The sequence below is a fragment of the Halapricum desulfuricans genome (assembly GCF_017094525.1).
Taxonomy (GTDB): Archaea; Halobacteriota; Halobacteria; order Halobacteriales; family Haloarculaceae; genus Halapricum; species Halapricum desulfuricans.
This window is the reverse complement of the sequence record NZ_CP064788.1, coordinates 782,084-806,928: the sequence shown is the minus strand read 5'-3', so window position 1 is coordinate 806,928 and position 24,845 is coordinate 782,084. Positions and strand designations below refer to the sequence as shown.

At 63.9% G+C, this 24,845-nt stretch carries 22 protein-coding genes; 18 read left to right on the top strand and 4 right to left on the bottom strand.

The genetic code is table 11. From position 1 onward, the window contains the following. Positions 1-17 precede the first annotated feature (17 nt). The 9 genes from HSR122_RS04140 to HSR122_RS04100 all read left to right on the top strand — a co-directional run bounded on the left by HSR122_RS04140 (position 18) and on the right by HSR122_RS04100 (position 8,033). On the top strand, positions 18-479 hold the full coding sequence (locus HSR122_RS04140; protein ID WP_229111421.1) for a NuoI/complex I 23 kDa subunit family protein: 462 nt from the start codon (positions 18-20) through the stop codon (positions 477-479). 153 nt (positions 480-632) lie between these two features. Continuing rightward, a complete protein-coding gene (locus HSR122_RS04135; protein ID WP_229111420.1) occupies positions 633-1,613 on the top strand; it encodes an isocitrate/isopropylmalate dehydrogenase family protein in 981 nt (326 codons plus the stop codon). A gap of 84 nt (positions 1,614-1,697) precedes the next feature. Next, the gene (pfkB, locus tag HSR122_RS04130; protein ID WP_267491219.1) at positions 1,698-2,609 is read left to right on the top strand and encodes a 1-phosphofructokinase; all 912 of its coding nucleotides are present in this window, start codon (positions 1,698-1,700) and stop codon (positions 2,607-2,609) included. A 192-nt stretch (positions 2,610-2,801) separates the two neighbouring features. After that, positions 2,802-3,074 (top strand): HPr family phosphocarrier protein, encoded by a 273-nt coding sequence (locus HSR122_RS04125; protein WP_229111418.1) that lies wholly within the window; start codon positions 2,802-2,804, stop codon positions 3,072-3,074. Beyond that, on the top strand, positions 3,067-4,755 hold the full coding sequence (gene ptsP, locus HSR122_RS04120; protein WP_229111417.1) for a phosphoenolpyruvate--protein phosphotransferase: 1,689 nt from the start codon (positions 3,067-3,069) through the stop codon (positions 4,753-4,755). Before HSR122_RS04125 ends, ptsP begins: the two co-directional genes overlap by 8 nt. A gap of 294 nt (positions 4,756-5,049) precedes the next feature. Next, the gene (locus tag HSR122_RS04115; protein ID WP_229111416.1) at positions 5,050-5,583 is read left to right on the top strand and encodes a GNAT family N-acetyltransferase; all 534 of its coding nucleotides are present in this window, start codon (positions 5,050-5,052) and stop codon (positions 5,581-5,583) included. After that, positions 5,583-6,149 carry a GNAT family N-acetyltransferase gene (locus HSR122_RS04110; protein ID WP_229111415.1) on the top strand — a complete coding sequence of 189 codons (567 nt, stop codon included), beginning with the start codon at positions 5,583-5,585 and terminating at the stop codon, positions 6,147-6,149. The genes HSR122_RS04115 and HSR122_RS04110 overlap by 1 nt, the downstream gene beginning before the upstream one ends. Before the next feature lie 27 nt (positions 6,150-6,176). Further along, positions 6,177-7,454, top strand: coding sequence for an MFS transporter (locus HSR122_RS04105; RefSeq protein ID WP_229111414.1), 1,278 nt, complete (start codon positions 6,177-6,179; stop codon positions 7,452-7,454). A gap of 144 nt (positions 7,455-7,598) precedes the next feature. Further along, the gene (locus HSR122_RS04100; protein ID WP_229111413.1) at positions 7,599-8,033 is read left to right on the top strand and encodes a hypothetical protein; all 435 of its coding nucleotides are present in this window, start codon (positions 7,599-7,601) and stop codon (positions 8,031-8,033) included. A gap of 41 nt (positions 8,034-8,074) precedes the next feature. On the opposite strand, the gene HSR122_RS04095 is transcribed toward HSR122_RS04100, so the two are convergent. Then, positions 8,075-9,217 (bottom strand): hypothetical protein, encoded by a 1,143-nt coding sequence (locus HSR122_RS04095; protein WP_229111412.1) that lies wholly within the window; start codon positions 9,215-9,217, stop codon positions 8,075-8,077. A 3-nt stretch (positions 9,218-9,220) separates the two neighbouring features. Continuing rightward, positions 9,221-10,753 (bottom strand): glycerol kinase GlpK, encoded by a 1,533-nt coding sequence (gene glpK / locus HSR122_RS04090; RefSeq protein ID WP_229111411.1) that lies wholly within the window; start codon positions 10,751-10,753, stop codon positions 9,221-9,223. Positions 10,754-10,993: 240 nt separating this feature from the next. Between glpK and glpA the strand changes: the two genes are divergently transcribed. From glpA to HSR122_RS04075, 3 genes are read left to right on the top strand one after another with little or no spacing between them, the layout of a single operon-like run. Beyond that, complete coding sequence (glpA, locus tag HSR122_RS04085) at positions 10,994-12,742, top strand: anaerobic glycerol-3-phosphate dehydrogenase subunit GlpA (RefSeq protein WP_229111410.1); 1,749 nt, start codon at positions 10,994-10,996, stop codon at positions 12,740-12,742. Then, the gene (gene glpB / locus HSR122_RS04080; RefSeq protein ID WP_229111409.1) at positions 12,732-14,006 is read left to right on the top strand and encodes a glycerol-3-phosphate dehydrogenase subunit GlpB; all 1,275 of its coding nucleotides are present in this window, start codon (positions 12,732-12,734) and stop codon (positions 14,004-14,006) included. The genes glpA and glpB overlap by 11 nt, the downstream gene beginning before the upstream one ends. Further along, the gene (locus tag HSR122_RS04075; protein WP_229111408.1) at positions 14,003-15,328 is read left to right on the top strand and encodes an anaerobic glycerol-3-phosphate dehydrogenase subunit C; all 1,326 of its coding nucleotides are present in this window, start codon (positions 14,003-14,005) and stop codon (positions 15,326-15,328) included. Before glpB ends, HSR122_RS04075 begins: the two co-directional genes overlap by 4 nt. 4 nt (positions 15,329-15,332) lie before the next feature. Here HSR122_RS04075 and HSR122_RS04070 read toward each other — a convergent pair whose 3' ends face one another. Together HSR122_RS04070 and ppc are read right to left on the bottom strand one after the other, a co-directional pair. Beyond that, positions 15,333-15,788: a universal stress protein gene (locus HSR122_RS04070; RefSeq protein ID WP_229111407.1), complete on the bottom strand. Its 456-nt coding sequence runs from the start codon at positions 15,786-15,788 to the stop codon at positions 15,333-15,335. 155 nt (positions 15,789-15,943) lie between these two features. Further along, complete coding sequence (gene ppc / locus HSR122_RS04065; protein ID WP_229111406.1) at positions 15,944-18,643, bottom strand: phosphoenolpyruvate carboxylase; 2,700 nt, start codon at positions 18,641-18,643, stop codon at positions 15,944-15,946. Positions 18,644-19,348: 705 nt separating this feature from the next. Between ppc and HSR122_RS04060 the strand changes: the two genes are divergently transcribed. The 6 genes from HSR122_RS04060 to HSR122_RS04035 all read left to right on the top strand — a co-directional run bounded on the left by HSR122_RS04060 (position 19,349) and on the right by HSR122_RS04035 (position 24,828). After that, positions 19,349-19,888 (top strand): pyruvate ferredoxin oxidoreductase subunit gamma, encoded by a 540-nt coding sequence (locus HSR122_RS04060; RefSeq protein WP_229111405.1) that lies wholly within the window; start codon positions 19,349-19,351, stop codon positions 19,886-19,888. Beyond that, a complete protein-coding gene (locus HSR122_RS04055; protein WP_229111404.1) occupies positions 19,885-20,178 on the top strand; it encodes a 4Fe-4S binding protein in 294 nt (97 codons plus the stop codon). Before HSR122_RS04060 ends, HSR122_RS04055 begins: the two co-directional genes overlap by 4 nt. Position 20,179: 1 nt before the next feature. After that, the gene (locus tag HSR122_RS04050; protein WP_229111403.1) at positions 20,180-21,415 is read left to right on the top strand and encodes a pyruvate ferredoxin oxidoreductase; all 1,236 of its coding nucleotides are present in this window, start codon (positions 20,180-20,182) and stop codon (positions 21,413-21,415) included. Continuing rightward, positions 21,412-22,371, top strand: coding sequence for a pyruvate synthase subunit PorB (porB, locus tag HSR122_RS04045; protein ID WP_229111402.1), 960 nt, complete (start codon positions 21,412-21,414; stop codon positions 22,369-22,371). Before HSR122_RS04050 ends, porB begins: the two co-directional genes overlap by 4 nt. 253 nt (positions 22,372-22,624) lie before the next feature. Beyond that, complete coding sequence (locus HSR122_RS04040) at positions 22,625-23,767, top strand: glycosyltransferase (RefSeq protein WP_229111401.1); 1,143 nt, start codon at positions 22,625-22,627, stop codon at positions 23,765-23,767. Beyond that, a complete protein-coding gene (locus tag HSR122_RS04035; RefSeq protein ID WP_229111400.1) occupies positions 23,764-24,828 on the top strand; it encodes a glycosyltransferase family 4 protein in 1,065 nt (354 codons plus the stop codon). The genes HSR122_RS04040 and HSR122_RS04035 overlap by 4 nt, the downstream gene beginning before the upstream one ends. Positions 24,829-24,845 lie beyond the last annotated feature (17 nt).

Below are 24,845 nucleotides of genomic sequence, written 5' to 3'. Positions count from 1 at the left end.
ACCCACGGTGATACCCAATGATCGGCATGCTCAAATCGATGGCAACGACGATGAAACACGCGCTCGACGGCCAGACCTTTACCGTCGAGTATCCCGAAGACACACCCGAAGTGAGCCCCCGGTTCCGCGGGGTCCACAAGTTCAGCCAGGAGCGGTGTATCTGGTGTCGCCAGTGTGAGAGCGTCTGTCCGAACGACACGATCCAGATCGTTCAGGACGACCAGCGCAACGGCGAGCAGTACAACCTCCACATCGGCCAATGCATCTACTGTCGGCTCTGTGAGGAGGTCTGTCCCGTCGACGCGATCCTGTTGACCCAGAACTTCGAGTTCACCGCCGACACGAAAGACGAACTCGCCTACAACAAGGAACAGCTCAAGAACGTCCCGTGGTACAAGGACATCGACCCGCTTGCCGCTCGCGAACCGGACCGCGGTGCCTGGATCGGCGAGGGCGAAGGCGAAGTCGACTATCAGTAGCGGCGAAAGTCAGTTGTTTGCCCTCGAACGAAGCGAGGTCGAGCTTTTTGATCCAGCTTTTTGCGCGAGCGGGCCGCGACCATCGGGCGCGACCCCGACGCGGAAAACGGTGGATCGACATCCTCTTTTCTGTCGCCCGCGCGAACACGAGGTATGAGTCATCAGATCGCGGTGATACCCGGCGACGGGATCGGCCAGGAAGTGACGCCCGCGGCGATCGACGTGCTAGACGCTCTGGAGGTCGACTTCGAGTTCCGCGAGGGCGAAGCCGGCGACCGCGTCGCCGAGGAGACCGGCGACCCGCTGCCCGAAGCGACGATCGAACTCGCACGGGAGTCCGACGCGACGCTGTTCGGGGCGGCCGGCGAGCGCGCGGCCGACATCATCCTCCCGCTCAGAGAAGTCGTCGGCTCCTATGCCAACGTCCGGCCGGCGAAAGCCTACCCCGGGCTGGAAGCGGTCAAGCCCGAGACCGATCTCGTCTTCATCCGCGAGAACACCCAGGGGGTGTACGCCCAGATCGAGAGCCAGCTCACCGACGACCTCGCCACGCTGACCCGCGTCGTCACGCGCGAGGCCTCCCGGAAGATCGCCGAGTACGGCTTCGAATACGCCGAGGAACACGGCTACGACAACGTGACGATCGCGCACAAGGCGAACGTGATGCAGGAGACTGACGGCCTGTTTCTCGAGGCCGCCGAGGCGGTCGCCGAGGAGCGCGGCGCCGACTACGACACCGAGTTGATGGACGCGCTGGCGATGAAACTCGTGATGTATCCCGAGGACTACGACGTGATCATCACGCCGAATCTCGCTGGCGACGTGCTCTCGGATCTGGCTGCGGGGCTCGTCGGCGGGCTGGGGCTGTTGCCCAGCGCGAACGTCGGCGACGACAACGCGCTGTTCGAGCCGGTCCACGGCTCGGCGCCCGACATCGCGGGCCAGGGCGTCGCCAACCCCTCGGCGATGATCCTCTCGGCCGCGATGATGCTCGATCACCTGGATTACGACGACGAGGCGACTCGCGTGACCGACGCCGTCGAGACAGTGCTGGCCGAGGGGCCGCACACGCCGGATCTGGGTGGCGACGCCTCGACTGAGGCGTTCACCGCAGCCGTCATCGAGCAACTGTAGCACGCGCGTATCGACCCGTTTATCAACCCCCGATGAGTTATCACCGGCTAGTAGCCTGCGCTGTATGACAGTCTATGTCTAGCCATGATACTGACAGTAACACCGAATCCGGCAGTAGACCAGACCATCGACATGGACGAACCGCTCGAAGCCGACAGCGTCCAGCGATCGACCGGAACACGGTTTGATTCCGGCGGGAACGGGATCAACGTCTCGCAGTTCGTCACGGCGCTCGGCGACGAGACGCTCGCGACCGGTATCATCGGCGGTTTCACCGGGTATTTCATCCAGCAGAACCTCGCGTCGTTCGACGTCCCGACGGACTTCTGTGAGGTCGAGGAGCCGACCCGGATGAACACGGCGATCCTCGCGCCGAACCACCAGTACCGACTCAACCAGTCCGGTCCCGAAGTCGATAGCGAGGTCATCGACGAACTCGTCGATGTCCTTCAGGAGTACCAGCCATCGATCGTCAACATCGGGGGGAGCCTCCCGCCGGGCATGGAACCCGCGGATATCGACCGACTCGCGGGTGCCGGCGAGTGGGACACTGCGCTGGACATCCACGGCAACGACATGATCGCGCTGGACGGGACCTACGAGTACGTCAAGCCCAACGAGGTCGAACTGGAAGATGCGACCGGGATTGCGATCGAGGACATCGACGACTGCGCGGAAGCTGCCCGGCAACTCCAGAGCGATGGATTCGAGCGCGTCATCGCGTCGCTCGGCGCGGAAGGCGCGATGATGGTGACGCCCGAGGAAACGCTCTACGCGCCGTCCCTCGATGTCGACGTGGTCGATACCGTCGGGGCCGGCGACTCGATGTTCGCCGCCGTCATGTGGGCCTACGAACAGGGCTGGGACGACGAGCGGGCGCTGCGCGCCGGCGTGGCGACCTCGGCGACGGTCGTCGGCCACTCCGGGACCGGCGTCAAGCATCTCGATCCGACAGAACTGATGGACGACGTCCGGGTCTGGACGCTTCGAAGCTGACACTGGAGGCTATACCGTTCGGCACGACGGGGTGCCGAATATCTCTCCGAACGTATCGCCACCGGTATGACCTGCCGAAAAGGCGTGTCTCCGAACGAAGTATCGGAGATACGCTCCCGGATCGTATCGCACGTACTGCTGTGGCGACGCAATCGCCGAAAAAGGTAACGTCCCTCCACGTCGACTTGTGGTATGGAGCGAACTGTCACCATCGTCCCGGAGGCCGGGCTGCACGCTCGACCCGCCTCGAAACTCGTCGAAACGGCCAACGAATTCGAGTCCGAGCTGCAGATCGCCGCCGGCGGCGAGGAGCCCGTCGACGCGCGCAGCATGCTCGCCGTATCAAGTATGGCTGCCGAACAGGGCGAGGACGTTCGGTTGATCGCCGACGGGCCCGACGCCGAGGCAGCGCTCGACGCGCTGGAGGAGGTCCTCACGACGCCGGAGGACGAGTACGATGAGTGAACGCCGCCTCGAGGGGACCGGCGTCACGCCTCTCTCGGGCGTCGGCACCGTCATCTGGTACGACCAGGAGGTCGACCTCCCGGAACCGCCAGCGCCCGACGAGGTCGACCCCGACGCCGAACACGACCGTTTCGAGACGGCGCTGGACGCCGCTCGCGAGGAACTCCAGGCCGAGCGCGACCGGACGGCCGAGGAAGTCGGCGAGGACGAGGCGGCAATCTTCGATGCGCATCTGCAGTTTCTTGACGACCCCCAGATCACGGGTGCCGTCGAGGACGCCATCGATGAGGGGTTGCCGGCCGAGCACGCCGTCCGGGAGGGGTTCGAGGGCGCGATCGAGCAGATGGAAGCGGCGGGCGGCCGGATGGCCGAACGCGCGGACGACCTGCGCGATATCCGTGACCGGCTGCTCCGGATCGTCACCGACTCCGAGCGCCTCGACCTGTCGGAACTGCCCGAGGGCACGGTCCTGCTCGCGGAGATGCTCACGCCCAGCGACACCGCGCAGCTCGACCCCGAGCGCGTGGCCGGCTTCGCGACCGCGAAGGGCGGACGGACCTCTCACGCGGCGATTTTCGCCCGGTCGATCGGGATCCCCGCCGTCGTCGGCGTCGGCGAACAACTGCTGGAGATCGAGGCCGACGCCGAGATCGTCGTCGACGGCGAGGCCGGCGAGGTGGTCGTCGATCCCGACGAGGCGACCCGCGAGCGCGCCGCGGAGAGCCGAGACGTCGAGATCCGGACCGAACGCGTCGCGACGGCGGACGGCGAGCCCGTCGAGGTCGCAGCCAACATCGGCACCGCCGCGGAGCTTGAGGGGGCAGTCGCGCAGGGCGCCGATGCAGTCGGACTGTTCCGGACGGAGTTCCTGTTTCTCGACCGGGCGACGCCGCCGGACGAGGACGAACAGCTCGAGACCTACGTTGAGGCGCTGGACGCGTTCCCGGAGGGGCGCGTGGTCGTGCGAACGCTCGACATCGGCGGCGACAAGCCGATCCCCTACGTCGACGCCGAGGAGGAGGAAAACCCGTTCCTCGGGACGCGGGGGATCCGTCGGTCGCTCGGGCCCGACGCGGAGCTGTTCCGGACCCAGCTGCGGGCGCTCCTGCGGGCGGGTGCCGAGGGTGACGGCGAGCTGGCCGTGATGTTCCCGATGGTCGCGACGGTCAAGGAAGTCGACCGGAGTCTCGCCGTGATCGAGGACGTGCGGGCGGAACTGGACGAGGACGGGCTCGCCTACGAGATGCCCGAACTGGGCGTGATGGTCGAGACGCCGGCCGCGGTGTTCATGGGCGAACAGCTGGCCGAGCGGCTCGATTTCTTCAGCATCGGGACCAACGACCTCACGCAGTACGTGATGGCCGCGTCACGCCAGAACGAGGCCGTCGCACACCTCCACAACCCGCGCGATCCGGCCGTGTTGCGCGCGATCGACCGCGCCGTCGATGCGGCTCACGCCGGCGACGCCTGGATCGGGATGTGTGGCGAGATGGCAGGCGACCCGGAACTGACGGAGCTGTTGGTCGGCCTCGGACTCGACGAGTTGAGCATGAGTGCCGTCACGATCCCGGACGTGAAGGCAAACGTCGTCGAGATCGACACGGCCGAGGCACGTGAGTTCGCGGAGCAGGCGCTCGCGAGTGAAACGAAAGCACAGGTGAACGAACGACTCGAAGAGTGACACCGGGCGCGTCCTGATGCTGTAACAAACTGAAGGAATTCGCCACCCCGGGGCGGCGAATATCTTTACGAACGTACAGCCGGCAGTATGATGTCTCGAACCGGGTTCGACGCGCCGGCCGGTGCCGCCCCGAGGTCAATCTGGAGGGACCCGAGCGCATACCTATGGGTGACGGGTGTCCAGTCGGAACCGAGGAGCGAACAGGCGCGGTCTCGAGCGGAATGGGCCTAGGTAGGCGGTAACACGCGCCACGACTCCACAAATGCTTTCTACGCCCCTTCAGAACAGAGTGGTATGCCCGGTCCGACTTTCCAGTCGGGCGAGCGCGTGTCCCTCCGCCCCGTCGAGGAAGACGATCTCGACGCGTTCGCCCGCGCCCGAAGCGATCCGGATCTGCGCGTGCCGCTGTGTCTCGACACGCAGCAGAACCGCGAGGCGCTCGAAGAGTTCCACGAGGAGACGATCTCCGGCGGCGACGGTCGCTGGTTCGTCGTGTCGGCGGACGAAGCGACCGTCGGCGCAGTGATGTTCCCCGACCTCCGGGAAGGTGACGGCGTGGCCGATCTCGCCTACTGGATCCTACCCGAACACCAGGGCGAGGGGTTCGGCCGAGAGGCGGTCTCGCTGTTGCTCGAATACGGCTTCGAGGAACTGCGCCTCCACCGTGTCCGCGCGGACTGTCTCGCCACGAACGACGCTTCCCGCGGCCTGCTCGAGTCGCTTGGCTTCTCCCGGGAGGGGCGGTTCCGCGAGGCCGTCTTCCAGAACGGAACGTACGTCGACACGCTCCGCTATGGACTGCTCGAATCCGAGTGGAGGGATCGCTGATGCCCGGCCCCGCGTTCCTTCGTGGTGAGTCTGTCAGCCTCCACACCTGGGAGCAAGAGGACTACGAGTTCTTCGAACGGCACCGCAACGAGAAAGCGATCCGGCGGCCGCTGACTGACGTCGCGCCGCGGAACCGGCAACAGGTCGAACAGCACTTCGAAGAGCGGGTGTACGACGACGACGGCATGGCGTTTCTGATCTGCGCGGGCGATCGCGAGGCGATGCGAACCGGCGACGAAGACGGACTGACTCGCGTCGGCGAGATCGGCATCCCGTGGATCAACGAGCCACACGGGTCCGGAATGCTGATGTACTGGATCGCGCCCGATCAGCAGGGCAACGGATACGCCACGGAAGCGACGAAGCTCCTGCTTGATCACGCCTTCGGCCAGCGACGGCTCAACAAGGTCTGGGCGATGGTGATCGAGCCCAACGACGCCTCCCAGGCCGTCCTCGAATCGCTGGGTTTCGAGCAGGAGGGATCGTTCCGCAAGGAGACGTTCTACGACGGCGAGTACGTCGACAGCCGCCGATACGGGATGCTCGCCGAAGACTGGCTGGACTGACGAAAGCAAAACCCCCCGACACGACAGATGTCAGATCCGTCCCCTACTGTTCTGAAGTATTACCTGTACCGCGCGACCAGCGGCCCGGGCTTTACCTATCCGATCTACACGCTCTTTCTGCTGTTGAACGGCCTGAGCTACACCGAAATCGGGATCATCGCGACGATACAGGCGCTCATCGTCGTCGGCGGGGAGATCCCGACTGGGTACGTCGGCGATCGGATCGGGCGTCGCAACAGCCTCGTTATCGCGGCCGTCATGTTCCTGATCTCCAACGTGGGCTATCTACTCGCCACCGACTTCTGGGGGTTCCTGTTCGTCTTCGGGACGCTCTCGTTCGGGCAGACGTTCGTCTCCGGAAGCGGAAGCGCCTGGCTGTACGACACCCTGCAGGAACACGACATCGAGGGCGAGTACACGCGGATCTCCGGCCGTGCAGGCGCGATTTCGAAAGGCGTCCGGGCGGTCACGATGATCGCCGGGGGACTGCTGTACGTCGCCGACCCGTACTATCCGTTCTACGCCGCGGTGGCCCTGAGCGTACTCAACATCAGCCTCGTCGTCCGCCTCCCGAAGAACGCCGCCTACGCCACCGGCGACGAGCGACAGGCCGAGGGCGAGAGCCTCTCGATGCTCGAGGCGTTACCGACGATCAGGGATCGGATCACGAGCCGGGAGCTGCGGTGGTTCGTGGTCTACCTGTCGCTGTTCTCCGGCGCGTTGATGACCGCCGACATGTACATCCAGCCGGTGGTTCGCGACGCGCTCGAACAGTCGTTCGGTGCAGTGCTTGCGACCTACGGCGTCGAGGAAGCCGCGACGCTGGGCTTCTTCTACGCCACGTTCATGGGCGTCTCGGCCATCGGGAGCGATTACGCCGCCGAGATCGAGTCCTGGCTCGGCGTCCGCAAAGCGATGCTGCTGCTGCCGGTCGGGATCGCGGTCTTCTATCTGGTCCCCGTGTTCGCACCGGTCGCGGTCTTCCCGATGTTCTTCGTGATGAAGGGGTCGAACAGTCTGATATTCCCGATCTCGAGTCGGTACATCAACGATCACATCGGCTCAGTCGGTCGTGCGACGGTCATCTCCGCGATTGCGATGGTTCGGGCGGTCGCCGGTATCCCGTTCCGCGTCGGAAGCGGCGCGTTCGCGGATCTGTTCACGCCGATCGCCGCTGTCGCGGCACTCGGGGCCTGCTTCCTGGCCGGTGCCGCGCTGCTGTACGCGTTCGCGACGCCGATCCGCGAGGGCGACGTGCCCGACCAGTCGGGGGCATCGACAGCAACGCCCGAACCGGTCGACTAGCTGTCGCCGTCCTCGACTGGTCGCCACAACTCGCGCGACTCCGATACGGTGCTCGTCCCTCCCGGAGAGGTCGCCCCCTCTCCGTTCGCGGCGCGGGGGATGTCCTGCCAACAATTAAGCGGGTGGGGGTACTGTCTCGCAGGTATGTCCAACCAGCAGGTCGATGACGCGTTGGTAAAAGCCGACCGGTGGAGCAAGGTCATCGCGCTGTTTTTCGCGATGGGGATGTTCGGACTAGCGACGCTGTTGACTGAGAGTTTTCAGCTCAGCGCAGTGGTCGCGGCGTTCGGTGCTATCGGTGTCAGGATTTACGTCCCGTACCACGTCAGCGTCTGGGGCGAGGACAGCGGTGGCATCGCCAGCCAGTCCTACGAGTTGACCGGCAACTACCACCACGGCGCGGCCGGGATCGCGCTGGTCGTCGCGTCGTTCGCCGCGCTGGCAGCCCTGGTGGCCGGACCCTCAGTTCACGAGATCTTCGCCACTGGTACGACCAGCGCCGTCTACGGCGCGCTCGGCGTTGCACTCGCCGTTGGCGCAGTTCTATTCGTCCTTCTGCGGACGGCGCTACCGTCGTAGTTCACTCGTCAAAAAAGAAGCGTCAGAGCAGCTGCTTTCGTTTAGAGTCCGCCGGGGACCCACACGGACGTCTCGAAGACGCCCAGGAACGCAAGCAGCCAAATTATCGAGATCGTGATGAAGATCGCGAACGCCGGTGGGTCCACGTGGGTCGCACCGTGCGCATAGAAGATCCGCTGGCCGGCTTCGGCGACGACTCCGCCGAGCAGCCCGAAGATGGCTGCCATAAGGATACCGACGATCGGATCCGCACCGGACAATATAGCGCCGTTACCGACATCCAGTGTGACCGCGAAGTACGCAGTCGCGCCCGGTAGCGTCATGTGGTGCGTCACCGGGATCTGCGCGACGCCGAGGTTCAGGAACAGCAGCGACGCGGCACTCAGCCCGAACCCGAAGAACACTGCGGGTGCGGCTGCGCCGTCGTAAGCTCCTGCGATCTGCAGCCCCGCGTAGGCCGCTGCGGCCCCCGCAAAGGCGCCGATCGTGGCGACGTGGCTCCACTTGTACTGGTGGCCCAGCCACGGTTCGACGGCGAGCATCTCGGAGTTGTCTTTCTCGCCGTCGCCGAAGTTGTGGTTGTTGCCCATCTCTTCGCGCTCGAACGGCCCCATGTCGAAGCGGCCGCTCGCCTTGTCGCTGACGACACCGAGGATCGAGTAGCCGAAGACCGCCCGGTGCAGGAACGCGCTGGCGACGACGGTGAACGCGATGGGGTCAGTCGGCACGGCGAGGTTACGGAACGTCTGTTCGAGCGCGATGCCGAACAACCCGAACGCCGCACCGACAGTGAGTACGTCAGGTCGCGTCCCTAACGCGAATGTTATGTCTTTCCCGTTATGGTATGCCATACCGGACTCCATGATGCCGTTCTTCGCGGCGTAGGCGGCCGCTGCCGCACCGCCGGCGAATGAGATGTGCGGACCGAACACCGGGCCGAACCCGACGCCGACCATGCCACCGCCGGCCATACCGGCCAGAACGAGAAAGCCAGTGAAGACGAACGCCGGGAGTGCACCGAGCGCGGCACCGAAGGCACCGCCGGCCGCGGCACCGAGCCAGATCTCGGGGTTGTCGACGAGGACGCCGGTGACGTCTTCGATGCCGCCCCATGTCTGTTCGGTCTGCAGTACGATGTCCGTCGTATCGGCTACGAGTGCCGGATCGACGAGCTCGACAGCCATACGTTATTCCTCCCGTGCCCAGTCGAGCGAGCGCTCGACGGCGTCTTCCCAGCGGTCGTGCAGTTTGTCCGCCTTGTTCGGGTCCATCTCGGGCTCGAAGGAGCGATCCACCTGCCAGTTCTGTCGGAGCTCGTCCAGTGTCTCCCAGTAACCGACCGCGAGCCCGGCCGCGTAAGCCGCGCCCAGCGCAGTGGTCTCGTCGACCTGTGGGCGTGCGATCTCCGTCTGGATGATGTCAGACTGCAACTGGACGAGGAAGTTGTTCTTGACCGCGCCACCGTCGACCTTGAGGCTCGTCATCTCGACGCCCGAGTCGGCCTCCATCGCTTCCGCGACGTCGCGGGTCTGGTAGGCGATCGACTCCAGCGTCGCCCGCACGATGTGCTCGCGACGGGTACCGCGGGTCATCCCGACGATTGTCCCGCGTGCGCGACCGTCCCAGTGTGGCGCACCGAGCCCGGTGAACGCGGGCACCATGTACACGCCGTCGGTCGAGTCGACCGACCGCGCGAGTTCGGCCGTCTCCGTCGGGTCGTCGATGAGTTCGACGTCCTCGAGCCACTCGATCGCAGCGCCGGTGATGAAGATCGACCCCTCCAGGGCGTACTGGACGGGCTCACCGGAGCGCTGGAAGCCGACCGTCGTCAGCAGGCCGTGATCGCTTTTGACGGCCTCTTCGCCGGTGTTCATCAGGAAGAACGAACCCGTCCCGTAGGTGTTCTTCGCGTCACCGGCGTCGAAGCAGGTCTGGCCGAACAGCGCCGCCTGCTGGTCGCCGAGCGCGCCGGCAACCGGCACCTCGGCGTCGAGGAACCCGTCGGCGTCGGTGTGGCCGTAGTAGTCCTCGTCGCTGGACGGGCGAACCTCGGGCAGCATGACCTCGGGCACGCCGAACTCCTCGAGGAGTTCCTCGTCCCACTCCATGTCGCGGATGTTGTACAGCATCGTCCGCGAGGCGTTGGTGACGTCCGTGATGTTGTTGCCCGTGAGGTTGTAGATGATCCAGGCGTCCGGCGTCCCCATCATGAGCTCGCCGGCTTCGGCGCGCTCCTTGTTGTCCTGCGGACGCGAACGCTGCATCTTCACCGGATCGCCCTCCTCGAGTAGCCACTCGACCTTGGTCGCCGAGAAGTAGGCGTCAACTTCCAGACCGGTCTTCTCGCGGATCCACTCGACTTTGTCCTCTTCCTGCAGTTCCTCGACGCGGTCGGTCGTCCGGCGGTCCTGCCAGACGATGGCGTTGTGGACCGGCTTGCCTGTCTCGGCGTCCCACACGATCGTCGTCTCACGCTGGTTTGTCACGCCGATCGCTTCGAGCTGACTGGCCTCGATTCCAGCCTGCGCCAGCGCCTCGATGACGACGTCTTTGGTGTTTTCCCAGATCTCCATCGGATCGTGCTCGACCCAACCCGGTTCCGGATAGATCTGTTCGTGCTTTTCGTACGCGCTTGCAGCGACCGTCCCGTCATGGTCGAAGACCATGAAGCGGGTGCCGGTCGTCCCCTGATCGATCGCACCGACGTATGTGTCTGACATGATTTGTGCCCACGGCACACTTTACGGATAGTGCCGTGTTGGTAGTAAAACTCACAGTGATTGATTATAAATCTGCCGCAAACTTGCTCGCGAATTCGAGAGAAATCCCCTCTCTGGGTCGATTACGATGAAATATTACTTCACACTTACCTGTTTTGCGGGGGTAGCTCATTTCTTTATCGGCAGTTCGGGAATAGTAGTAACAATAAAGTACGTTCAGGACAGATGTGGCTTCATCGAATGGCTTCTACACCACACGTTGTCGTGATCGGCGGAGGTTCGACCGGTATCGGTATCGCGCGCGATCTCGCGATGCGCGATCTGGACGTGACGCTCGTCGAGCAGGGAAACCTCACCCACGGGACGACCGGCCGAATGCACGGCCTGCTTCACAGCGGCGGCCGCTATGCCGTCTCCGATCAGGCCAGCGCGAAGGAGTGTATTCAGGAGAATCGCGTCCTCCGAGACATCGCATCCCACTGCGTCGAGATGACCGGCGGGATGTTCGTCAAGCGCCCGGAGGACTCGGAGGAGTACTTCCAGAAGAAACTCGACGGGTGCCGGGAGTGTGACATCCCGGCGGAAGTAATCTCCGGCGAGGAGGCGCGCAAGCGCGAGCCACACCTCGCGAAGGACATCGACAAGGCCATCGCCGTGCCGGACGGGGCGATCGATCCGTTCCGGCTCGTGGTCGCCAACGCCGCCAGCGCCGAACAGCACGGCGCGCGTATCGAGACCCATTCGCCGGTGACCGACCTGTTGATCGAGGACGGCGAGGTCGTCGGCGTCGAGGTCGAGCACAAGTCCGGCCCCGGGATCCGCGTCCACGGGACCGAAGGCGGGACCGAAGAGATCCGCGCCGACTACGTCGTCAACGCCAGCGGGGCCTGGGCGGGACAGATCGGCGACATGGCCGACGTCGATATCGAGGTCCGACCGTCGAAAGGCGTGATGACGATCATGAACATCCGGCAGGTCGACACGGTCATCAACCGCTGTCGACCGAAGGGCGACGCCGACATCGTCGTGCCCCACGAGACGACCGCGATCCTCGGGACGACCGACGAGGAGGTCGAGGACCCCGAGGACTACCCCGAAGAACAGTGGGAAGTCGACCTGATGATCGACACGCTCAAGGAACTCGTGCCGATGCTCGATGAGGCGCGGACGATCCGCTCCTTCTGGGGCGTGCGCCCGCTGTACGAACCGCCGGACGTCGGCAGCGAGGACCCGACAGACATCACGCGGGACTTCTTCCTGCTGGACCACGAAGAGCGCGACGACCTGCCGGGCATGACGAGCATCGTCGGCGGGAAGTTCACGACCTACCGGCTGATGGCCGAGAAGATCAGCGACCACGTCTGCGAGCAGTTCGGCATCGAGCGCGAGTGCCGGACCGCCGATGAACCGCTGCCGGGCAGCGAGGACTTCTCGGTCCTGCGCGATTACATGGAGGAGTTCGGGCTTCGATCGCCGGTCGGGCGGCGCAGCGTCGAGCGACTCGGCTCGCGCGCGGACGAGGTGCTCACGACCGACGACCCGAACCCGGTGATCTGTGAGTGTGAGGGCGTCACGCGCGCGGAGGTCCAGGACGCCATCGAGCAGTCCGGCTCGGATCTCAACGCCGTCCGCATCAGGACCCGCGCCTCGATGGGCAACTGTCAGGGCGGCATGTGCGTCCACCGGCTGGCGAGTGAACTCCACGAGGCCAACGTCGACGGCGAAACCTTCGACGAAACCGTCGCCCGCGAGGCCTGGGACGAACTGCTTCAGGAGCGCTGGAAGGGCCAGCGCCACGCCCTCTGGGGCCAGCAACTCTCCCAGGCGATGCTGAACTACGCGCTCCACGCGACCACCCAAAACCGCGACAACGACCCCGCAGACGGCGAGCCGATCGACTTCGCCGCGTTCGACGCCGGGGCCGACGCCTCCGGCGAGCCGGGCGGTGCCGACGTCGCGGCCGACGGGGGTGAGCGGGATGGCTATTGAATCGGACGTGCTGGTGATCGGCGGCGGTCTCGCGGGGCTGTCGAGTGCGATCTCGGCCGCGCGCGAGGGCGCTGACGTGCGACTGGTCACGTACAAACAGAGCACGCTCCGGCAGGCGTCGGGGCTGATCGACGTACTCGGGTACACCCCAGACGGTGAGGGGCCACTGACTGACCCCTACAGCGCCATCCCCGAACTCCCCGACGAGCACCCGTATCGGCTCCTCGGCGAGGATACTGTCAGGGAGGCGATGTCGATGTTCGACGAGGTCGTCGACACCTACCGGGGCGGACACACGGACACCAATGCCCTGCTGCCGACCTACGGCGGGACGGTCAAGCCGACCGCTCGGTACCCCGACGGTGCGGCCGCCGGGCTCGCCAGCGACGACCGCGACCTCCTGCTGGTCGGGTTCGAGGCGATGCCCGACTTCGACGCGCCCCACGTCGCGGCCCACCTCGAGGCCGCGGGCGTGCCGTTCGACGTGCGCGGGGAGACGATCCAGTTCCCCGGCGATCTCCAGGACGACGCCAAGGTGACCCGATACGCGAAACTGCTCGAGAAGAACGGTCCCGTCGAAGTGCGCGGCCGCGAGCGCGGGGCCCGGGACGCGCTGGTCGAACGCCTCAACCCCTTGATCGAGGACGAAAAGCGCGTCGGCCTGCCGGCAGTCCTCGGCGATGCCGACGCCGCCGGCGTCCGGGCAGCGCTCGAAGCGGAGCTCGGCGTCGAGGTCTTCGAGGTGCCGGCGACGCCACCGTCGCTACCCGGCGTCCGACTGGAGGATCGGCTCTTCGAGGCGTTCGACGAGGCCGGCGGCAACTTCGAGAGCGGCAACCCCGTCGTCTCGTTTGACGGACAGAACCGCGTCGAGACCGTCTACGTCGACAAGCAGAGCGCGCGGATTCCCTACAGCGCCGACCAGTTCGTGCTCGCCACCGGTGGCCTCGTCGGCAAGGGCGTCGAGTCCGACCGCGAGCACGTCTACGAACCGATCTTCGACTGTCATGTCGAACACTCGGAGGACCGATACGACTGGTTCGACGAGGCCGTCTTCGGTGACCACCCGTTCGCCGGATTTGGCGTCGATCCCGACACCGAACTGCGGCCACTCGATTCGGGCGGCTCGCCGGAGTTCGAAAACCTGCGAGCCGCCGGTTCGGTCCTCGGTGGGCACGACTTCGCCGCCGAGAAATCCGGCAGTGGCGTCTCGATCGCGACAGGATATCACGCTGGCCGTCTCGCGGCACAGGAGGCACAATGAGCGACGCTAGAGACCCAACGCAGTTCGACCCAGTCGTACCGAATACGGGCGAGGAATACGAACCGCTCGAGGTCTTCCCCGACGACGAGGATTTCGACCTCCGTCCCGGCGCGGATTCGTGTTACAAGTGTTCGACCTGTGATACTAACTGTCCCGTCGCGGAAGTCGACGACGACTTCCCGGGGCCGAAGTTCCAGGGCCCCGAACAGTGGCGGCTCAAACAGACGGACGACGACTACGAGATCGATCCGTCGATCTCGGAGTGTTCGAACTGCCTTCGGTGTGATACGTCTTGTCCCTCCGGGGTCAATCTGGCCCAGATGCACAACACCGCCCGCGGGGAGTACGTCGACAACCAGATGTCGAAGCTCTCGGTCAAGTACATCCGCAACCGGATCCTCGCCAACTACCGGACCTCCGCGTACTTCGCGAGCATGTTCCCGCGGACGGCAAACTTCTTCATGAACTTCGGTCCGGTCCGGTGGGCGATGGAGAAGGTGCTGCACGTCCCCAGCGAGCGGGAGTTCCCCGAGTTCGCCACCCAGACGTTCCGCCAGTGGTGGTCCGAACGCGGCGGCGCGAAAGTCCACTCGGACGACAAGAAGATCGCGTACTTCCACGGCTGTTACTCGAACTACAACACGCCCGAGGTCGCGAAGGCACTGGTCCGCATCTACGAGCACTTCGGCTACGAGGTCATGGTCCCGCCCCAGAAGTGCTCGGGGACGCCGATGTTCGCAAACGGGATGCTCGACGACGCCCGCCGCCACGCCGAGACCAACGTCGAGGAACTCACGGCCGCGATCGAGGAGGGGGCCGACGTCGTCGCCTCCTGTACCTCCTGTTCGATGGCGCTGCGCAACGAGTACCCCGAGCTGTTCGACATCGACGGGATCGACGACCTCGCCGCGCACACCTACGACGCCGTCGAGTACCTCCGGATCCACACCGACGTCCGCCAGGAACTCGAAGCGGCCGAAGTCTCGGGCGAACTCGAAGAGGAGTTCGCCTACCACGCGCCGTGTCACGCCCGCAATCAGGGGCTGGAACGCCAGGCGATCGAGCTCTTCCGCGATCTCGACGGCGTCGCGGTCGAGGACGTCGGCGAGTCCTGCTCGGGCATCTCGGGCACCTACGGCTGGAAGTCCGAGAAATACGAGAAGTCGATGGAGATCGGCTCGGAGATGTTCGAGCACATGGAGGAATCCGAGGGGACGACCGGCATGACCGAGTGTCCCACCTGTGCGAGCCAGATGGAACACGGCACCGGCTACGAGGTCCGCCACCCGCTCGAACTCATCGAAGCCGCGCTGATCGACTGATCGGCTACTCTTTGTCTTCGCCGCGCACGAACGTCACCGGACAGGGCGCGTCGAGCATGACCGCCTGCGCGGTCGATCCGAACACGGCCTTGCCGGTCGGCGAGCGCTTGCGACCGCCGACGACGACGCGATCGGCCTCGACTTTCGTCGCGAGTTCGACGATCTCCTCGGCGTGTTCGCCGACCTCTCCGCGGATCGTGTAGTCGACGCCGGCCTCGTCGAGCAGCTCCGTCATCGTCCGTACCGTCTGGTGGCGCTTTGCGACCTCGTTGGGGTCTGCCAGGTCGTCGTCGAAGTCCAGGCGCTCGGCCGCTCGCCGGAACTCGCTTTCGGTGAACACGTGACCGATGACGACCTCCGCGTCGGCCGGTTTCCCGATCTCGACGACGGCCTCGGCGAGCTCCTCCGCGCGGTGGTTGTCGTCCGGTCCGACTGCCAGCAGGATCGTATGAAGCGTCATTCCTGTCGGATATGTTTACCCGGACGTAAATAAATGGTTCTATTTTTGCCCACTTCTATGTGTAGAATTATACCCCGGAGAAGATTCCGGCTGGCGGCGACGAACGGGCGTGGGGCGAACGACTGCAGCGGCGGGCCAGACGGACCGCGACGGCGTTATCCGGTGTTTTTCATCCCGGCAGCGATGCCGTGGACAGTGAGCCGCAGCGTCTGCTGTTCGGTCTCGGTGAGGTGGCTCTGGGCCAGCAGCCGGATCTGGAGGAGGTTCAGCGGGTCGACGTACGGGTTGCGGCGTTCGAGGTTCTCTTCGAGCCAGTCACGATGGGTGAGTTCGTCGCGACCGGTGATCTTGAGGACGAGATCGACTGCGCTCTCGTATTCGTTCCGGATGGTCGGGAAGATCTTCTCGCGCAACTCGTCGTCGGCCAGGTCGGCGTACTGCTGGGCGATCTCCATGTCGGTACGGGCAAGCGCCAGCGCGGCGTGGTCCAGGATCGTGTTGAAGAACGGCCACTCCTCGTACATCGTCTGGAGCGTCTGGACGTCGCCGCCGTTCTCGAGGTAGGCCTCGATCCCGGACGCCAGCGAGTACCAGCCGGGGATGATACAGCGGGCCTGCGTCCAGGAGAACACCCACGGGATCGCGCGCAGGTCCTCGACGCTGCGTTCGCCGCTTCGCGAGGCGGGCCGGGAGCCGAGGTTCAGGTCCTCGATGACGCCGATCGGCGTCGCCTGCCCGAAGAACTCGACGAACCCGTCGGTCTCCAGCAGTCCCTGATACTCCTCGCGGGCGGCGTCGGACGCGGTTTCCATCGCCGACATCCACTCGTCGGGGACCTCCTCGATCGGCTCGTGCATCGCGTTGTGACGCGCCTTGACCTGCGCGTTGACCATCTGTTCGAGGTTCCGCTCGGCGATACTGTCGTTGGCGTACTTCTCGGAGATGGCCTCGCCCTGTTCGGTGAACTTGATCTGTCCGTTGCAGGTCTCGTTGGGTAGCGCCAGCATCGCCTCGTGCATCGGCACGCCGCCGCGGGAGATCGAACCCCCGCGACCGTGGAACAGCCGCAGGTCGATATCGTAGTCGTCGTGGATCGCCGCAAGTCGCTTCTGGTTGCGGTACAGCGACCACTGGGCCGCGAGATAGCCGTTCTCCTTGTTGGAGTCGGAATACCCCAGCATGATCTCCTGGGTGTCGTTGCGCGCCTCCAGCGCCTGTGCGTAGGCCTCGTTCTCGAACAGCGTCCCCATGATCCGCCGTGCGCCCGAGAGCGCGTACTCGCTCTCGAGCAGCGGGACGATGTCGAACCCACAGTAGCCCGGCAGGTCGACGATCCCGGCCTGATCGCCGAGGAACAGCACCTCCAGCCCGTGGCTCGGCTCTTCGAACCAGCTGATCGCGTAGGTGTCGATCGCGTCGACGCCGAACTCCTGCTGCCAGTTGGCCGCCTCTTCGAAGCGCCTGAGCACGCGCTCGGCGTCGTCGGAGAGCCCCGCTCTGTCCGTGATGTCGATGATCGGCTCGTCCTGCAGGATCGCCTCGGTCAGGAACTCCTGGCGCTCCTGTTCGTCCATGCCCTTGTAGTCGATGTCCTCTTGCTGGTCGACCGCCTCAGCGATCGCGTCGGTGTGCATCCCGCGGTGGTCGCGCAGGTCGAGGCTGGCGAGGCTGAACCCGAACGTCGCGACCTTCCGAATCAGGGGCTCGACGTAGGTTTCGGAGATCTGGCCGGCGCCGTTTCGTTCGAGGCTGTCGGCGACCACTCGCAGATCCTCGAGGAACTCATCCTCGTCGCTGTATCCGCCAGAGCGGACGTCCGAAACCCGCAGCACCGACTCGCGCATCAGCTTGAGTTTCTGTCTGTAGGGCTCGTTCGGATAGCGCTCTTTGGCCTCGGCAGCGATACCAGGCAGCCGCTCGCGGTGCGCGTCGAGTCGCTCCTGGAAGCGCTCTCCGACGTCGATCTGGCGGCCGTCCTGTGTCAGCACGCCCGACAGTTCCTTCAGTCGGTCACGGTACAGCGGGAGCACGACGTCGCGCTGTCGCTCGAGCGTTTCGGCGGTGACTTCGGGGGTCACGTACGGGTTCCCGTCGCGGTCGGACCCGGCCCACGAGCGGAACTCGTAGAGCTTGGGCACGTCGATCTCGGACTCGTAGACGTCGTCAAGCGCCCACTCGAACTCCTCGTAGACCTCGTCGATGACGTCGAACAGGACGTTCTCGAGGTACCACTGGACGTTCAGTGCCTCGTCGGTGACCTCCGGCCGGCGGTCTCTGACCTGTGGCGTCTGCCAGAGGCTCGTCACCTGCGCGCGGACGTTCTGGCGGACCCGTCGGTCCTCGTTTTCCGTCAGCCGTACCTCGTCCAGTTCCTCCAGGTTGCCGGCGATGTCACGGAGCTTCGCCTTGACCGTCTTGCGCCGCGCTTCGGTCGGGTGGGCCGTGAACGTCGGCTGGATCAACACGTCCTCGAGGATCGACTCGACGGTCTCCGGGTCGACGTCGTGCTCGTAGAGGTATTCGGCGGTCTCCTCCACGCTGTCGCCGAGCACGCCGTCCTGACTGCCCTCTCGGATCTCCCGAACGCGTTCGCGCTCTTCGGCGAGATTGATGAGTTCGAAGTAGGTCGTGAACGCACGTGCAACGACGTCCTGCTTTTCCGGAGACAGCCGATCGAGCGTGTCGTGGATCGGGTCGCGACTGTCGGCGTCGCCGCGCCGGTAGTTGATCGCCGCGTTGCGCACCGTCTCGACGAGGTCGAACGCCTCCTCGGAGCTTTGATGTTTGATGACCGATCCCAGGAGCTCGCCCAGTTCCCTGACGTCCTGGTTTATCTCTCTGGCGTGCAAAGTCATACCACCCTCTGACAGGGGCTAGGGTATAACGTTGGCGGATCTGACCGGATATATCAAAGGGATGTTCATTAAAGATCGGTCGTAACACGAATCGACAGTGGTCGTCCGGACTGAAACGCGCGTTTCTGGATATCACATCTATCCTAATATAATATATCTTATTATAATATTTCCCGGCGTCATACGGTCGGGTGTAACGAGTTACCGGTACGATCGCATACCCGATCGATCTGGAACAGACGTACAACCGACCGTATCATACTGGTGGCTATACCATTTCGAACTGATCTGGCACGCCGTCGTGCCAGATATCGTTACGAACGTATAGCCACCAGTATCAGTCGTTTGCGGTTGCGCCACGATGTACCACACACCATACCCATATATTGGGGGTCCGGTCAGCTATCCCGATCGCCGTTCTCGGGAGCGTTCTGCCCGTGAAGACTGGCGCTCTCGATCCCAGATCGGCCGCTATCGGGGTCGAGGGGGGAGAAAAGTTGATAATTGATAATTCGAAAAACTGTAACGGTTTTCCCTACAATGATGAACGTTCCTGAAGCATATTCCCCCTATCTCTTAAACACCCCGTATTTTGGGGGTCAAATGGTGAATGGGTGGAGAACATATGAGAGGGTACGGTGGCTCATAGACCGACGATCTACGTCGGAACGATTACGGGGCCATCTCATCCCGGAGGGACACACAATGTATCAAATCAGAATTCACGGACGCGGTGGGCAAGGGTCGGTCACGCTTGCCCAGCTGCTCGCACAGGCAGGCCACGAGGACGGCATCTGGTCGCAGGCGACACCGTCGTTCGGTGTCGAGCGACGCGGAGCGCCCGTCGAGGCCTACGTACGGTATAGCGACGAGAAGATCACCGAGCGAAGCCACGTCGAACAGCCGGATTGTGTCATCGTTCAGGACACGAGCCTGCTGGAGTACGTTGACGTGACGGAAGGGCTCAGCGACGACGGCATCCTGATCGTCAACACGGACGCCGACCCCGAGGACGTCGCCATCGACACCGACGCCGAGATCGTCACCGTCGACGCGACCGAGATCGCGCTCGAGAACCTCGGTCGGCCGATCATGAACACGGCGCTGCTCGGGGCCTTCGCGGGCGCGACTGACAAACTGAGCACCGAGAGCCTCGAGGCGGTCATCACCCGCAAGTTCGAGGGCGAGATCGGCCAGAAGAACGTCGCGGCCACGACCGACGCGTACACGGAGGTACACGCATGAGCGACACGCAAGACCCATACGAAGACCTGAAGATCACGACTGGCGTCGTCGCGGAACCGAACACGTCCCGCGCGAACAAGACCGGCTCCTGGCGGGAGTACAAGCCGGTCGTCGACCCGGACACCTGTATCAACTGCGGTCAGTGTGAGACGTACTGTCCGGACCAGGCCGCAAAGCCGGTCGAGGGCGAGGACTTCTACGCGTTCGATCTTGACTACTGCAAGGGCTGTGGCATCTGCGCGGAAGTGTGTCCGACCGACGCGATCGAAATGGTACGGGAGGAGAGATAATATGGCGCAAGCAAACCAGCAGAACCCCTCGGACGAACAGGAAGTGATGAAGGGGACGTCGGCGGTCGCCAAAGGCGTCATGGCCGCCGACCCCGACGTCGTCTCGGCGTACCCGATCACGCCCCAGACTGGCGTCGTCGAGAAGCTCTCCGAACTGGTCGCCGACGGCGAACTCGACAGCGAGTTCATCAAGGTCGACAGCGAGTTCAACGCCGCATCGACGTGCATCGGCGCGTCGGCGGCCGGCGCTCGCGCGTTCTCCGCGACCTCGAGTCAGGGCCTGAAGCTGATGAGCGAACCCCTCTTTACGGCCGCGGGGATGCGCCTGCCGATCGTGATGGCGGTCGCCAACCGGTCGCTGTCGGCCCCGCTGTCGATCTGGGCCGACCACACTGACGCCTTCGCGGAACGGGACGGCGGCATGCTCCAGTTCCACGCCGAGGACGTTCAGGAAGCGATCGATCACGTCCTGCTTGGTTTCCGCGTCGCCGAGCAGGTCAACCTGCCCGCGCTGTCGAACTTCGACGGCTTCATCCTGACGCACGTCCAGGAACCCGCGAACATCCCCGACGAGGCGGAAGTCAGCGAGTTCCTCCCGCCGCGCGATCCGGAGTACACGCTCGATCCCTCGGATCCGAAGACGATGGGCGCCTACGCCCGGCCCGAGCACTGGACGGAAAGCCGCTACGAGATCCAGCGCGCGATGATGGACGCGCGAGAGGTCTGGGCCGACGCCGTCGAGGAGTTCCGCGACGTGTTCGGCCGCGATTACACCGAGTACGGCGGCATGCTGGACACCTACTACGCCGACGACGCCGACCACATCGTCGTCGCGATGGGGTCGATCGCCGGCACCATCCGCAACGTCGTCGACGCCTACCGCGAGGACGGCGAGAAGGTCGGCATGGTCCGGCCCCGCGTGTTCCGGCCGTTCCCGGCCCCCGAACTGCGCGACGCGCTGGCCGACGCCGAAAGCGTCGCCGTGCTGACCAAGGAGATGTCCCCCGGCTACGAGAGCGCCTTCGCCGGCGAGATCAAGGGCGCGCTCTACCACGCCGAGAGCCAGCCCCCCATCAAGAGCTACGTGCTGGGGATGGCCGGCCGTGACGTCAAGCCCGAAGACATCGCGGAGATCGTCGAGGACGTCAAGACCGCGACGCCGCAGATGAGCTTCAAAGAGAGCGAATCGTGGCCGCAACTGCGTCCCGAACTCCTCGAAGGAGGGGATGACCTATGAGTTCCGACCTGGAAGAGCAAGACTACACCGACCAGCTCGAGCACGACGACGAACTGTGGAACCCGGGCCATCGCGCGTGTGCCGGCTGTGGCCCCGCGCTGGCGATGAAATACATCACTGAAGCCGCCGGCGAAAACACGATCGTCGCCAACGCCACCGGCTGTATGGAAGTCATCTCGACGCCCTACCCCGAGAGTTCCTGGGGCACCAGCTACATCCACAACATCTTCGAGAACGCCGCCAGCGTCGCCGCGGGCGTCGAGGCCGCCTATCAGGCCTTCGACCGGCGCGACCCCGACCACCTCGACGTGCAGGACGAGGACGACCTCAACATCATCGCTATCGGCGGCGACGGCGCGACCGCCGACATCGGCTTCCGCGCGCTGTCGGGCATGATGGAGCGCGGCCACGACGTCCTCTATATCATGTACGACAACGAGGCGTACATGAACACCGGCGTCCAGCGCTCCAGCCAGACGCCGTTCGGTGCCGAGACGACTACCTCGCCGGCCGGCAAGGAGAGCATCGGCAACGACACCAACAAGAAGGACATGGCCTCGATCGCCGCCGATCACGGCGTCCCCTACGTCGCGACGGCGTCGATTTCCAACCCCCACGACTTCAAGCAGAAAGTCGAGAAGGCCCTGGAGATCGACGGGCCGAAGTTCCTCCACGTCTACGCCCCCTGTCCGGTCGGCTGGGGCTTCGACTCCGCGAAGACCGTCGAACTGGCCGAGATGGCCGTCAAGACGGGGCTGTTCCCGGTCTTCGAGATGGAAGACGGCGAGATCACCAGCGTCAACAAGATCCGCGACCGCGAGCCCATCGACGAGTGGCTCGAGCCGCAGGGCCGGTTCAAGCACCTGTTCAAAGACGAGGAGAAGGGCGAAGCCGCGATCGAGGAACTGCAGGAGTGGATCGACAAACGCGCCGAGGATCTGGGCCTCGACGCCTGATCGTCGGTCGCGTCCCCACCCGGGACTGATACTGCCGGCTGTAAGTTCGTAAAGATATTCGCCACCCCGGGGTGGCGAATTCCTTCAGTTTGTTACAGCCGGCAGTATGAGACTGTCCTGCACGGGTTTGCGGACGGACTGCTGTTCGATTTGCGTTTTGTGAGTTCTGCAGTCGATACGAAGCGGGCTTGTAGTGCACTCTCGAAACCGATATAGCGGAGGAATTTTATCCGGAGCTGTCGAAGCTAGCGGCATGAATCTCCTCTCTGCGGTCGCCCTCGGGTTGCTCGCGGTGACGGCACTCCCGTACGTCTGGTATCTCGTCATCTATGCGTGGGCCCGGCCAGCGGGCTCGCCGGCGGACAAGCAGGACTGGGAGCCGACAGTGAGCATCGTCCTCCCGACGTACAACGAAGCCGAGATCGTTGCGACGAAACTCGATGACTTGCTGGCGCTCGAGTACCCGATGGACAAAATCGAACTCGTCGTTGTCGACTCCTCGACCGACGAGACCGTCGAGATCATTCAGGACTACCTCTCCGATCTGGCGTCGCCCGAACTGGTGCTTCTCGAGGAAGACGAACGCCGCGGGCTCGCACCCGCGCTCAACGACGCCTACGAGGCGGCTTCGAACGAGATCGTCGTCAAAACCGACTGCGATTCGAAGCTGCCGGACGACGTCCTCCGGGAAGCCGTCGCGAACCTCGCGGACGATGACGTGGCCGCCGTGACGGGACAAAACGTCGACGTGCTCGGCGGGAGCGAAGTCGAATCGGGGTATCGAGGGATCCAGTCACACATCCAGCAACTGGAGTCACACCTCGATTCGACGCTCATTTTCCACGGGCCGTTTTCGGCGTTCGAAAACGACGCGATCGTCCCGATCGATCCGAACTCTCTGGCCGACGATACCGAGTTGGCGCTGAAAATACGTCGACAGGGGAAGCGAGTCATCTTCGACCCCGCCGTACGATATATGGAAGCCTCTCATTCGGCATTCCGGAAGCGACGCAAGCAGAAAGACCGCCGCGGGATGGGATTGATTCGGTTGTTGGTGCAGCATCGGGACGCGCTGGGGAAGTACAGCCGCTACGGGACAGTCGTGTTGCCGTTCAACTGGTGGTTTATGATCGTCTCGCCGTGGTTGCTGGCGGTGACGCTGGTCGTTGGAACCGGGGCCGCAGTGTCGCTGTTCGGTATCGCTGGGCTCGCGTTGCCCGTTGCAGTGGGCGGGTTCGTCTATCTCGGCCAGAAGGACTTGCTCGGGCCGCTGCAACCGCTCTATTCGATATTCGATACGCAGGTGTCGCTGCTCCGGGCGAGCGTGGAGCTGCTGCGCGGGAACGGCGACGGCACGTGGGACGTGGATCAAGAGCTTCGAGAGGCGTTCGAATGAAGATCCTGTTCGTTACGCACCGGTATCCGCCACGCACTGGTGGTGTGGAAACGCACGTTCGCGAGATCGCGACGCGACTTGTCGACCGTGGACACGATGTGACCGTGTTTAGTGCAGATGCCGGTTCAGACGTTCCATCCAGCGAGTTCGATGGTGGAGTTCGCGTACAGCGGTTTCGGTCTTTCAGTATGGGTAATGCATTCTACGTCGCGCCACAGATGGCGTGGGCTGTCCGTCGTACTGAGGCAGATGTCGTGCACGCTCATAATTATCATGCGTTTCCTATGTTGTTCGCTGCACTGGGTGTCAGTGACGAACGGTTCATCGTGACGACACACTATCACGGCGGTAGTGCGAGCGCATACCGGGATCGATTGCTAAGAGTATACCGACCACTCGGAAAGTGGATAGTCAAGCAGGCAGATGTTGTGATTGCCGTGAGCGAGTGGGAGCGGGAACAGCTACACGAGGATTTCGAGGTTGATGCAACCGTGGTTCCGAATGGATTGGATATTGATCGATTTGCTAACGCAGACCCCGAAGAGCGTGAACAGCCATATTTGCTGTGTGTCGGTCGACTTGAAGAGTACAAAGGAATACAATATGTGATTCGAGCGTTACCGGAGTTACCCGAGTACGATTTGGTGATCGCCGGGAGCGGCCCGTATCGAGACGAACTGGTGCGGGTGGCTCGTCAGGAAGGCGTCTTGGACCGGGTCGACTTTTTGGGTCATGTCCGCGACGACCGTCTCCCAAGCCTTTATTCCGGTGCTCGTGTTTACCTAACACTATCAACGTTCGAGGCTTACGGGATGACCGTTGCCGAAGCACTGGCTTCAGGTACACAATGTGTCGTCAGGCGACACGGTGCTCTCGAGAAGTGGACCGAATCACCTGCTGTGATTGGGGTGCAGTCCAATGACCCAAAAGACGTTAGCAATGCTATAACCGAAGCAACGAAAGTAAAACCCGAATCGGATTCCACTACGTCGTGGGATACAGTCACATCCAACATCGAATCGGTCTTTCAGGGTCGACAAAATATCCATCAAGGCTTGTGATAGAGACAATATAGAAT